The organism is Streptomyces sp. NPDC093097, assembly GCF_044754325.1.
In the GTDB taxonomy this organism is placed as follows: Bacteria; Actinomycetota; Actinomycetes; order Streptomycetales; family Streptomycetaceae; genus Streptomyces.
The window spans coordinates 231,039-243,330 of sequence record NZ_JBIVOW010000003.1 but is presented as its reverse complement, the minus strand read 5'-3'; the positions used below and the strand labels follow the sequence as shown (position 1 = coordinate 243,330).

The 12,292-nt window shown below is 71.9% G+C and carries 9 protein-coding genes; 6 read left to right on the top strand and 3 right to left on the bottom strand.

The genetic code is table 11. From position 1 onward, the window contains the following. The first annotated feature begins 3 nt into the window (after positions 1–3). The 4 genes from ACIQE0_RS06505 to ACIQE0_RS06490 all read left to right on the top strand — a co-directional run bounded on the left by ACIQE0_RS06505 (position 4) and on the right by ACIQE0_RS06490 (position 6,547). Positions 4–849, top strand: coding sequence for a DegV family protein (locus tag ACIQE0_RS06505; RefSeq protein ID WP_402329498.1), 846 nt, complete (start codon positions 4–6; stop codon positions 847–849). A gap of 857 nt (positions 850–1,706) precedes the next feature. Next, entirely contained in the window at positions 1,707–2,393 is a 687-nt protein-coding gene (locus tag ACIQE0_RS06500) for a ComEA family DNA-binding protein (protein ID WP_402329496.1), read from the top strand. A gap of 539 nt (positions 2,394–2,932) precedes the next feature. Continuing rightward, positions 2,933–5,617, top strand: coding sequence for a ComEC/Rec2 family competence protein (locus ACIQE0_RS06495; protein WP_402329826.1), 2,685 nt, complete (start codon positions 2,933–2,935; stop codon positions 5,615–5,617). Between the two features lie 123 nt (positions 5,618–5,740). Continuing rightward, positions 5,741–6,547 (top strand): arylamine N-acetyltransferase, encoded by an 807-nt coding sequence (locus tag ACIQE0_RS06490; protein WP_402329495.1) that lies wholly within the window; start codon positions 5,741–5,743, stop codon positions 6,545–6,547. 79 nt (positions 6,548–6,626) lie between these two features. Here the strand turns inward: ACIQE0_RS06490 and ACIQE0_RS06485 are convergent, their stop codons facing one another. Then, positions 6,627–6,881 carry a hypothetical protein gene (locus ACIQE0_RS06485; RefSeq protein WP_366334681.1) on the bottom strand — a complete coding sequence of 85 codons (255 nt, stop codon included), beginning with the start codon at positions 6,879–6,881 and terminating at the stop codon, positions 6,627–6,629. A gap of 250 nt (positions 6,882–7,131) precedes the next feature. Between ACIQE0_RS06485 and holA the strand changes: the two genes are divergently transcribed. Further along, positions 7,132–8,115 (top strand): DNA polymerase III subunit delta, encoded by a 984-nt coding sequence (gene holA, locus ACIQE0_RS06480; RefSeq protein WP_366334683.1) that lies wholly within the window; start codon positions 7,132–7,134, stop codon positions 8,113–8,115. A 154-nt stretch (positions 8,116–8,269) separates the two neighbouring features. Here the strand turns inward: holA and ACIQE0_RS06475 are convergent, their stop codons facing one another. Next, positions 8,270–9,271 (bottom strand): hypothetical protein, encoded by a 1,002-nt coding sequence (locus tag ACIQE0_RS06475; RefSeq protein WP_402329492.1) that lies wholly within the window; start codon positions 9,269–9,271, stop codon positions 8,270–8,272. 504 nt (positions 9,272–9,775) lie between these two features. Continuing rightward, positions 9,776–10,042: a 30S ribosomal protein S20 gene (rpsT, locus tag ACIQE0_RS06470; RefSeq protein WP_366334686.1), complete on the bottom strand. Its 267-nt coding sequence runs from the start codon at positions 10,040–10,042 to the stop codon at positions 9,776–9,778. Between the two features lie 319 nt (positions 10,043–10,361). Here rpsT and lepA point away from each other — a divergent pair, with 319 nt between their 5' ends. After that, positions 10,362–12,236, top strand: coding sequence for a translation elongation factor 4 (gene lepA / locus ACIQE0_RS06465; protein ID WP_402329490.1), 1,875 nt, complete (start codon positions 10,362–10,364; stop codon positions 12,234–12,236). The last annotated feature ends 56 nt before the right edge of the window (positions 12,237–12,292 follow it).

Here is a 12,292-nt window from a genome sequence, read left to right as displayed (position 1 = left end):
GTCATGTCCCGCCATGTCGCGATCGTCACCGATTCCACGGCCTACCTGCCGCGCGCGGCTGTCGAACGCCACCGCATCACGGCCGTACCGCTGACCGTCGTCCTGGGGGACCAGGCCCTGGAAGAGGGCACCGAGATCTCCGCGAGATCTCTCGCCCAGGCGCTCCAGAAGCGCCGGCCCGTGACGACCTCGCGGCCGAGCCCGGCCGTGTTCGCGGACACCTACCGCACCCTCGCCGCGGCCGGGGCGAACAGCATCGTCTCCCTTCACCTCTCGTCGGAGTTCTCCGGCACGTACGACGCGGCGGTGCTGGCGGCGAAGGACGCCCCGGTGCCGGTACAGGTCGTCGACACCGGGATGGTGGCGATGGCCCTCGGCTTCTGCGCGCTCGCCGCCGCGGAGGCGGTGGACGCCGGCGGGGACGCCGATGACGCGGTGGCCGCCGCCGAGAAGCGCGCCTCGGGCACCTCCGCGTATTTCTACGTGGACACCCTCGACTACCTCCGGCGCGGCGGCCGGATCGGTGCGGCCCAGGCGCTGCTCGGCTCGGCGCTCGCCGTCAAGCCGCTCCTGCAACTCGCCGACGGGCGCATCGAACTGCTGGAGAAGGTCCGTACGGCGTCCAGGGCCATCGCACGCCTGGAGGAGATCGCCGCGGAGCGGGCGGGGGAGGGCCAGGTCGATATCGCGGTCCACCACCTCGCGGCGGCGGAGCGCGCGGACGCACTGGCGCAACGGCTCCAGGAGCGGGTGCCGGGGCTGGACGAGCTGCACGTGAGCGAGGTCGGCGCGGTGATCGGCGCGCACACGGGGCCGGGGTTGTTGGGGGTCGTGGTCTCGCCGAGGTGAGGGCCCGGGTGCGGTTGCTGTCGGCCGCATGCCTGTGTGACGCCTGCGTGACGCCTGTGCGGCCGTTGGTCGGGGTGGTGCAAGGGTGCCAGCTCTTGCCTCGGGTGCTCCTGTGAGTGACGGAGTTGTCCACAACTCGGCACTTATCCACGGGATGTGACGGAGATCCGCGAGAATCGCGTGAGGTCCTTACCGTCGGGGCCATGAGCACTTTTCGCACGGCCTCCTCGCCGGAATCAACGTCAGTGTCGGTGTCCGTTCCCGCACCCGAGCCCTCGATCGGGCCGCCTCATCCGTCCCTCGGATCCTCGAACTCCCTCGTGCCGTCCGTGCGGTGGGGAAGACGGGAGCGGGAGCGAGCACGGGAGTGGAAACGCGAGCGGATGCAGGCTCGGGCGGCGGTGATCTTCGGCGCTGACTCTGAGCGCGGTACGGGAGCAGAGGCTGGTACGGGGGCCGGAAGCGGGAGCGGACTGAGGCGAGCGAGCGATCCCCATGTCGGCGTGGATACCGGAGTGGCTACCGGCGTGGCCACTGGAGTGGATTCCGGTGCGGATTCCGGTTTGGGTGAGAGCGGCCTGGATGAGGGTGGGCGGGGGCCAGCCATGGGTGTGGGTACGGGGGCAGGGGCGGGCCTTGGCCTGAGGGCCGGTGGTGGGCATGGTCCCGGCGGTGGCGGTGGCGGTCGCCGTGGTCGGTCCGACTCGGGTGCGGAGCCGCCGCACGCGCATCGCGCTCCACCGCCCCGTGAGCACGACCCTCCCGGTGCCCGTAGGGCGGAGCGCTGGTGGCCGGCGGTACGTGAACGGCTGCCGCTGTGGCTCCAGTTACGGCTCGGCACGGACCCGAAGGCCCTGGTGGCGCTGGTCCTGGTGCTCGTCGTGGGGGTGGCGTTCGCCGTCCAGCACTTCTGGGCGGCGAGTCCGGAGCCGGTGCGTGCGCCGGGTGCCGACCGGGCGGTTGCGGCGCCCGGCCGAGGCGCCCGCCCGTCGGCCTCGCCGTGGTCATCGGCGCCCGCCTCGTCCTCCGGAGCGATGACCGGCGGGCCACCGGGCGGTACGGGCCGGGTGCTGGTCGTGGATGTCGTGGGGAAGGTCCGGCGGCCCGGAATCCAACGACTGCCGGCGGGCTCACGGGTGACCGATGCGTTGGAGGCCGCGGGCGGTGTGCTGCACGGGGTGGACATCCACGGGCTGAACCGGGCGCGGCTGTTGACCGATGGCGAGCAGATCGCGGTCGGTGCGGCGGGCGCCGGCACCCCAGCCGGCGCGGGCGGGAACGGGCAGGCCGCCGGCGGCGGTGCGGATGGTGGGGGAGGTGGCGCGGGGAGCGGTGGGCCGGGTCTGGCGAGCGGTCCGTTGAGTCTCAACACGGCGACCGCTCAGCAGTTGGATGCCCTGCCCGGAGTGGGCCCGGTCCTGGCCCGCCACATCATCGAATTCCGCACCCAGCACGGCGGGTTCACCTCGGTGGACCAGCTCCGTCAGGTGGCCGGCATCGGTGAGCGCCGGCTTGCCGATCTGCGTCCCTTGGTCACGCCATGACGTCGGACCGGAAGGACGCCACCTCTGATCGGGACAACGCCCACTCCGTTCGTGACCACGTCACGTCTGGTTGGGGCGGTGCAGCCCCTGCCCGGGAGGGCACAGCCGCCGCCAGGAAGGAGGCCGCCTCCGCCCACGATGCCGTGGCGTCGGCGGGTGGCTGGCCGACGGAGAACACCACGACCCGCAACCGGGGTGGTTCGCCGCGCGGTGCGACAGAGGCGAACGGGGCGACAGGGGCGCATCGCAGGGCCGCCGCGAATGGTGCGACAGCGGCGAACGGTGTGGCAGGAGCGCATCGCGTGGCAGTCGCGGGCGGCGCGGCCGAGACGTCCCGGGGCGGCCAGGGCAGCTCCTCGTCCGGCACGGTGGAAGCGGCTCGGAGCGCACCCGCTGACCTGCGACTGGTCGGTCCCGCACTGGCGGCATGGGGGGCCGCAGCGGTGGCGCTGGGTGCGCCGGGTGGTGCGGTGGCCGTGGGCTGCGCGGTGGCCGTGGCACTCGCCGCAGTCGCGCTCTGGCGAGCCAGGACGTTACCGATGTGGCCAGGTGTCTCGACGCGTTCCGCTGCTTCGCGTGGTTCCGGCGGCTCGACCGAGCCCGGTGCGCCGGGTGGTCGCCGGGCAGCGGGTGCCGACGGAGGGGGTGGTGGCGGCCCGGCGTACCGCCGGTCCGCCCGGGGCCGTGGCCCGCGTCGCGGCCGCACCGCGGGGACGCTCGTGGCGCTGGCGGCGGTGTTGCTGTGCGCCGCGGCGGGTGCCGCGTCCGCCGCGCTGCACGCCGCGGACGTGCGGCGCGGGCCGCTGCCCACCTGGGCCCAGCGGTATGCGCAGCTCACGGTGGAACTGGAGGTGACCGACGACCCCCGGATGACCCGGCCCAAGGTACGCGGCTCGCAACGGACGCCGCCGGCGCTGGTGTTCACCGCCGATGCCGTCCGGGTCACGGCGCCGGACGGGACGGTCACCGCCGTCCACACCCCCGTGCTGACGGTCGTCCAGCAGCGCGGCACAAAGAAGGTGAAGGGCACGCGGGAGACGGGGGAAGGGACGTCAGGGCGGCGTGCGGAGGGAGGCGAGGGCGGGGTGTTGCCGGAGTGGCGGAGGTTGTTGCCGTCGACTCGCATCCGGGTGACGGCACGTGCCGCACCGGCGTTGATGGCGGCGGACCGCACGGCCGCCGTGCTGCGGGTGACCGCCGTCGGACCGCCGACTGTGGTGGCGCCGCCATCCGCCCTTCAACGGTTGGCCGGGAGCCTGCGCGCCGGGCTGCGCGAGGCGACCGACGGGCTGAGTCCGGACGCCCGGGCTCTGCTGCCCGGCCTCGTCGTGGGCGACACCTCACGGGTGTCGGCCGATCTCGACGACGCCTTCCGCGCCACCGATCTGACGCATCTGCTCGCCGTCTCCGGCAGCAACCTGACCATCGTGCTCACCGTGCTGGTCGGCCCACCACACCTCGCGAGCCGGGCCGAACGCCGCGGGTTGGCACGCCGCATAGGGCTTTCCCTGCGCGGCACCGCGCTGGTCGGCGGGGCCCTCGCACTCGGTTTCGTCGTTGTGTGCCGCCCGGACCCGAGCGTCCTGCGGGCCGCCGCCTGCGGACTGATCACCCTGCTCGCCATCGGCACCGGCCGCCGCCGCACACTGCTGCCCGCGCTCGCCGCCGCCGTCCTGCTCCTGGTCCTCTACGACCCGTGGCTGGCCCGGCGCTACGGATTCCTGCTCTCCGTCCTGGCCACGGGCGCACTGCTCCTGCTCGCTCCGCGCTGGAGCGCCGCCCTCCAGCGGCGCCGGGTCCCACCCCGACTCGCCGAGGTGATCGCCGCAGCGGCCGCCGCCCAGGCAGTCTGCGCACCCGTGATCGCGGTGATCGCGGCCCGGGTGGGACTGGTCGGAGTGCCCTGCAACCTGCTCGCCGAACTGGCCGTGGCACCCGCGACGATCCTGGGGTTCGCGGCACTCGCCGTCGCTCCGGTGTCCCTGCCGGTCGCCGAGCTGCTGGCGTGGTGTGCGGGCTGGCCGGCCGAGTGGATCGCCGGCGTCGCCCGTACGGGGGCGGAGCTGCCGGGTGCGGAGGTCGACTGGCCCGGCGGCTGGGTGGGGGGACTGGCGCTCGCCGCGGTCACCGTGGTGCTGTGGGCGGTCGGCCGCCGGGTGCTGCGCCGCCGCTGGGTGTGTGCGCTGTGCGCGTTGGTCCTGGTCCTGGCGGTGTGCCGCCCCGCGCCGTTGACCCGTGTGCTGACCGGTTGGCCGCCGCCGGACTGGCGGGTGGTGGCCTGTGATGTGGGGCAGGGCGACGGACTGGTGCTGGCGGCCGGTGACGGCACGGCGTTGGTGGTGGACACCGGGCCCGAGCCCCGCGCCATCGACCGCTGCTTGGCCGGACTTGGTGTCCACCGCATCCCTTTGATCATCCTGACGCACTTTCACGCGGATCACGTGGATGGTCTGCCCGGCGTACTGCGCGGGCGTTCGGTCGGCGCGATCGAGACCACGACCTTTCAAGAACCCGCCACACAAGCGAAGTTCGTGCACGGCATTGCGGCCCAGGCCCACGTGCCCGTCCTCCGCGCCGCACCGGGGGAGCGGCGTCAGCTGGGCCCCCTTACGTGGGAAGTCCTCTGGCCCACTGCCTCGTTGGGGCCGCAGCCGTCGCCTGGTGGCGGTGAGTTCTCCGGGCCCAATGATGCAAGCGTGGCGCTGCTCGTGCGGACGGGCGGGCTGACCGTCCTGCTGCCCGGCGATCTCGAACCACCTGCCCAGCAGTCGCTGTTGGCCGCCCACCCGGAGCTGACCGCCGTCGACGTCCTGAAGGTCGCACACCATGGCTCCGCCTATCAGGAACCGCAGTTGATGCAGCGCCTGATACCGCGCCTGGCGCTCATCTCCTGCGGCGCCGGCAACCCGTACGGGCATCCCGCACCGCGCACCGTCGCGGCGCTGCGAGCCGGGGGCACCCTGGTGCTGCGTACCGACACCGATGGCGCCATTGCGGTCGTCGGCACCCCCGGCAAACTGTCTGCTGTGGTCGGCGGCCGCCGGTCCAGGGGCCGGTCTGGAGGCCGGTCCGGAGAACGAACCCGAAGCTGTCTCGGAGGCCGGCTCAGGGGTCGGTTCGAACGGAGGCTGCGGGGGCGCTCGCGAGGAGAAGCACGAGGAAGACCACGAGCCCGACGGGGCAGGTGGAGAGCCACGCGCGACAGGGCGCCGACGAGGCGTTGACAGCGCCGACCCGGCGGCAACCCAACCGCGACGTGGAGACGACAGCTGCATCGCAGTGACGACAACTGCGTCGCAGTGACGACAGTGACAACGTAGAGACGACACAGGAGAGGACGAGACCTGATGGACGAGGTCACCGCGGATGCCTATCTCCGGCGGATAGCCGCTGCCCGACCGGGCAGCCCCGACGACGAGGCGCTGCGCGCGCTGCACTTGCGCCATCTGCGGGCCGTGCCGTTCGAGAACCTCGCCATTCATCTGGGCGAGGAGATCGTGCTGGCGGAGCAGCCGCTGCTGGACAAGATCGTCCGAGCTCGCCGGGGCGGGTTCTGTTACGAGCTCAACGGCGCCTTCGCGGCACTGCTCCGGACGCTGGGGTACGAGGTCGAGCTGCTGGCGGCGCGGGTGTTCGGGCCCGAGGGGATCGGGATTCCGTACGACCATCTGGCGCTGCGGGTCCGCACGTGCACCGGGTCCTGGCTGGTGGACGTCGGCTTCGGGCGGCACAGTCATCATCCGCTGCGGCTGGACAGCGAGGCGGAGCAGACGGACCCCGGGGGCCTCTTCCGCATAGTGGAGACGCCGGAGGGGGACCTCGATGTCTACCGGGACGGGGAGGCGCAGTACCGGCTGGAGCAACGCCCGCGTGAGCTGGTGGATTTTGAGGCCGGTTGCTGGTGGCAGCGTACGTCGCCCAGTTCGCACTTCAGACGGTCGCTGGTCTGCTCGCGGCTCACGGAGAACGGCCGGGTGACGCTCTCCGGGCGCACGCTGGTGATCACCGGTGCCGACGGCGCCCGGGAGGAACGCGAACTGGACGCGGCCGAGGTCCTGCCGGCCTACCGCAGCCATTTCGGCGTCGTACTGGACCGGGAACCCGTCCTCGTCAGTGCGGGGGAGGAGGACGAGCGGGGCGGGTGGAGGGACTGATTCCGCGCCGTCGCCCCCTCGTGGGCGGGCTCGCGGCCTCGCGACCCCGGTGGGCGTCGTGGCTGGGCGGCCGGGGTGGTTACTCGGTCTCGCGCCAGCCGTCGTACTCCGTGGCGAGGGCATCCAGGCGGGCCGCGTCGTAGGAGGCGTCGGGGTCCTCGACCACGACCAGCCACTGCGCGTCCTCGGCGTCGTCCTCACCGGCCAGGGCGTCCCGTACCAGCTGGGGTTCCTCGGTGACACCGAAGCGTTCGGTCAGTGCCTCGGCCACTTCCTCGGCGGCGTCGCGGTCGGGGAGGACGAGGACGTGGCGTCCGTAGTGGGTGTGGTTCACCGGTCCATTGTCCGGCAGGGTCCCGCGGCGAGGGACCGGGGACCGGGGAACCAGGGGCTGGGGAACCGGGGACCGAGGGCGGCTGCCCAAGGGACGGCTCAGCAGCAACAGGGGGCAGTAGCGGACCCACCGCCGCACGGAGAAGAGAGAAGGGAGGGAAGCGGCAGGGCGTGGTCACCGCCGGCCGGAGCGGGTGGTCGGGGCCGGGTGCGGACGGGGTTGTCGGTGGGGCGTGGGATGCTGGGACGCGATGGCCAGGAAGACAGCTAACGACGATCTGCTCGCCCCCGTCACGATCGCGGTGGGGCAGGAGGAGCTGCTGCTCGAACGCGCGGTGCAGCAGGTGGTGGCCGCTGCCCGGGCGGCCGACGCGGACACCGACGTGCGGGACCTCACCCCCGATCAGCTCCAGCCCGGCACCCTCGCCGAGCTCACCAGCCCCTCGCTCTTCGCCGAGCGCAAGGTCGTGGTGGTGCGCGCTTCCCAGGATCTTTCGGCGGACACCGTCAAGGACGTGAAGGCGTATCTCGGCTCGCCCGCCGAGGAGATCACCCTGGTCCTGCTGCACGCCGGCGGAGCCAAGGGCAAGGGGCTGCTGGACGCGGCCCGCAAGGCAGGGGCGCGCGAAGTGGTCTGCCCCAAGATGACCAAGCCCGCCGACCGCCTCTCCTTCGTCCGCGGCGAGTTCCGAGCTTCCGGCGGCTCCGCCACACCGGAAGCCTGCCAGGCGCTGGTGGACGCCATCGGCAGCGATCTGCGCGAGCTGGCGTCGGCCTGCGCACAGTTGGTCGCCGACGTCGAGGGCACGATCGACGACGCCGTGGTCGCGCGCTACTACACCGGTCGCGCGGAGGCGTCGAGCTTCACCGTCGCCGACCGCGCGGTCGAAGGCCGGGCCGCGGAGGCGCTGGAGGCGCTGCGCTGGGCGATCGCGACCGGCGTCGCCCCCGTCATGATCACCAGCGCCCTGGCGCAGGGCGTCCGGGCCATCGGCAAGCTCGCCTCCGCCCCGCGCGGTGCCCGCCCCGGCGATCTCGCCCGCGAGCTGGGCATGCCGCCGTGGAAGATCGACCGGGTCCGGCAGCAGATGCGCGGCTGGTCGGCGGACGGCGTCGCGACGGCGCTGCGCGCGGTGGCCGAGGCCGATGCGGGGGTGAAGGGCGGCGGGGACGATCCCGAATACGCCCTGGAGAAGGCCGTGGTGACGATCGCGCGGGCGGCCCGCTCCCGGTAGCCGCACCGGTGCGGTGAGGGGCGCGCCAACGGTGATCCCATGACGCCGGCATGCCGCGCGCGCCACCAACGCGGCAGCTCACCACCGCAGTTGATCACCCCAGCCCCTCAACCCACCCCATCAACCCCTCACTCCAGCCCCTCAACTCAGCACCTCAGTGGTGCAGTTGCTTGAGGGTCTCCTTGGTGCTGGTTTCCAGCATCGTGGCGATCTCGGCGGAGGTCGGCGGTTTGGTGCCGCTGGTGCTCGCCGTATAGCTCGACCAGGTCGCCTGGTACGTCATCCAGCCGTCGCGGACGGCGAGGATCACATACGCACTGTTGTTGCTGCCGGGGACGTCGTTGCGGGTCACGAGGTAGGCCTCGTCGCCGATGCCGGACACGGGCTCGACCTTGTACGCGATCGAGGTCTGCTGCTTCTCGTACGCACGGTAGGTGTCGGCGAACTCCGGGGCCGGGTCGGCCTTCTTGTGCAGGGTGACGGAGCTGTAGACCCAGGTCGAGGAGTAGCTGGTGGGGCCGGTGTTGTCCGTGGTGAGGGAGATGTTGCACCACATCGAGTCCATCGAGGTCATCCGCGACCCGCTGTGCTGCGGGTTCGGCGGGGACGACGGACTCGACGAACCCGGCGTACTCGCTCCCGAGCCGGTGCTGCTGTCCGTGCTCGGCTTCGCCTTGTAGTGGGCGTTCTCGAACGGGGCGAGGGAGGTCGCGGCGCAGAGGTCGCCCCGGTAGGCGTAGCCCTTGAGGTCGGGGTCGGGCTCCGAGGAGAACGCGCCGGCGGCGAAGAGCGCGGAGGCCCCGATCGCCGTGGCGGCGACCGCGCCGCCGACGGCCCACAGCCAGCCGGAGACGCCCCGACGGGCCGTTCCACCGGCAACGCCGCCGGGGACCTCTCCGGAGGTGCCGCCGGGCGGCGGCCCGTAGGCCCCACCCGGTGCGCCGAAGGCGCCCGGTGCCGGATAGCCGTAGCCGCCCGGTTCCTGAGGTGGGGCGGGCGGTGCTCCTGGGGGCGGCGGGCCCTGCGTGCCCTGCGGGATCGGTTGGGCGTAGGGATTCTGCTGGGCGGGCACCGGAGGTTGCGGTGCGGGAGGCGGGCCGTAGGCGGGAGGTTCCGGCGCCGCGAAGGGATTGTTCTGGTCCCCCGTGTTGGACATGGCGGCAGCGTAGCGGACATCTCCGGATAGGGGACCCGCCGTGGAGCGGCCTGAGGGGAACACGGCCGGAGCCGGGCCGGACGGCAGGCCGGAGTCGGTTCGTCGGCGGGCCGGAGTCAGGCCGGAGCCCGTTCGACGTCCCGACCTGAGCCCGCTCGACGTCTCGACCCGAGCCCGTTCGACGTCTCGACCGGAGCCCATTCGACGTCCCGACCGGAGCCCGTTCGACGTCCCGACCAGAGCCCCTACAGCCCCCCCGCACACAACAAAAAGACCCCGCCGGCCCGAAACGGGCACCGGCGGGGTCTTCCCCATCCACATACGTGGATTCAGTGTGTGTGGCTGCTCGGCGGGTTGGATACCGCGGAGGAGCCGGGTGCGCCGCACCCGCGTGGCGAACGCAGGCCGCGTGCAGCGCGGTGGTGCACCGGCAGGGAGCGGAGAGAGGGGCCGCTGGGTCCCTGGCGGCAGGGTGACCGCGGCGGGCGCGGTCGGGGCAGAGGGTCAGCCCTTGAGGGAGGCGACCTTCTTGGCCAGCGCCGACTTCTTGTTGGCGGCGTTGTTCTTGTGCAGCACACCCTTGCTGACGGCCTTGTCGAGCTTCTTGGCCGCCACGGCCTGGGCGGCGGTGGCCTTCTGGAGGTCACCGGCCTCGATGGCCTCGCGGGTGCGACGGATCGCGGTCTTCAGCGAGGACTTGACAGCCTTGTTGCGCTGACGAGCCTTCTCGTTGGTCTTGATCCGCTTCATCTGGGACTTGATGTTCGCCACGAAAGAGCCTTTTCAGGTTCGTTGGAGTTTCGAGTCGCGCCTCGTATGGAGAGAGGGTACGAAGCGCAGTGGACCAGGCTACCAGCAGGGTTTACGAGCGCCCAAACCGGGCTGGGGGCCGCATCCGGCAAGGGCTCCCGGACCGGCGGCCCGGTCCGGCGCGCCCCGGGCGCCGCGCCCCGCCCCCGTGCCCCCGGGCGCGGCCCCGCCCCGCCCGCCCCGGCTGCCCGAACCGCCCCACCCCCTGCGCTCATGGGACGATGGGGGAGACCTCACAAGACCGAGTCCCGCCTACCCGCGTTCACTGAATGGACCCTGCGTGCCCGCGACCCCTACGAACGTGCCGGAGCCGAGCCGTACCGACCCGGCGCTCCTCCGTAACTTCTGCATCATCGCGCACATCGACCACGGCAAGTCGACGCTCGCCGACCGGATGCTCCAGCTCACCGGTGTCGTCGACCAGCGGCAGATGCGCGCGCAGTACCTCGACCGCATGGACATCGAGCGCGAGCGCGGTATCACGATCAAGTCCCAGGCGGTCCGGCTGCCCTGGAGTCCCTCCGAGGGCGAAGAGGGAAGTGGCACGACCCACATCCTGAACATGATCGACACGCCGGGCCACGTCGACTTCACCTACGAGGTCTCCCGCTCGCTGGCCGCGTGCGAGGGCTGCATCCTCCTCGTCGACGCCGCCCAGGGGATCGAGGCCCAGACCCTCGCCAACCTCTACCTGGCGATGGAGAACGACCTCACGATCATCCCCGTCCTCAACAAGATCGACCTGCCGGCCGCGCAGCCGGAGAAGTTCGCCGCGGAGCTGGCGAACCTGGTCGGCTGCGAGCCCGAGGACGTCCTGAAGGTCTCCGCCAAGACCGGCGTCGGCGTGCCCGAGCTGCTGGACAAGGTCGTCCGCGAGGTGCCGGCCCCGGTCGGCGTCAAGGACGCCCCCGCCCGCGCGATGATCTTCGACTCGGTCTACGACGCGTACCGCGGTGTCGTGACGTACGTGAAGGTCGTCGACGGCACGCTCGGCAAGCGCGAGCGCATCAAGATGATGTCGACCGGCGCCGCGCACGAGCTGCTGGAGATCGGGACGAACTCCCCGGAGATGAAGCCGGCCGACGGCCTGTCCGTCGGCGAGGTGGGCTATCTGATCACTGGTGTGAAGGACGTCCGGCAGTCCAAGGTGGGTGACACGATCACCCAGCTCAGCAAGGGTGCCGTGGAGCCCCTCGGCGGCTACAAGGACCCCAAGCCGATGGTGTTCTCGGGGCTGTACCCGCTCGACGGTTCGGACTACCCCGAGCTGCGCGACGCGCTGGACAAGCTCCAGCTCAACGACGCCGCGCTGGTCTATGAGCCGGAGACCTCCGCGGCCCTGGGCTTCGGTTTCCGCGTCGGCTTCCTGGGCCTGCTGCACCTGGAGGTCATCCGGGAGCGCCTGGAGCGCGAGTTCGGCCTGGACCTGATCGCCACCGCGCCGAACGTGGTCTACCGGGTGGAGATGGAGGACGGCACCGAGCACACCGTCACCAACCCCAGCGAGTTCCCGACCGGCAAGATCGACGTGGTGCACGAGCCGGTGGTCCGGGCCACGATCCTGGCGCCCAGCGAGTTCATCGGCGCGATCATGGAGCTGTGCCAGACCCGCCGCGGTGCGCTGATGGGCATGGACTACCTCTCCGAGGACCGGGTCGAGATCCGCTACACCCTGCCGCTCGCCGAGGTCGTCTTCGACTTCTTCGACCAGCTCAAGTCCAAGACCCGCGGCTACGCCTCGCTGGACTACGAGCCCACCGGCGAGCAGACCTCCGACCTGGTCAAGGTCGACATCCTGCTGCACGGTGACAAGGTCGACGCGTTCTCCGCGATCACGCACAAGGACAAGGCGTACGCCTACGGCGTGCGGCTGGTCGCCAAGCTGCGCGAGCTGATCCCGCGGCAGAACTTCGAGGTGCCGATCCAGGCCGCCATCGGCAGCCGGGTCATCGCCCGTGAGACGGTCCGCGCCATCCGCAAGGACGTCCTCGCCAAGTGCTACGGCGGTGACATCTCCCGTAAGCGGAAGCTGCTGGAGAAGCAGAAGGAAGGCAAGAAGCGGATGAAGATGGTCGGCAGCGTGGAGGTCCCGCAGGACGCCTTCATCGCGGTGCTGTCCTCGGATTCCGACGGCGAGAGCAAGTCGAAGAAGTAGGGCACGGGAGCAGCGGCGGGCGCAGTGCCCGCGGGCGGGGCGTCGGTTCCTTGGGG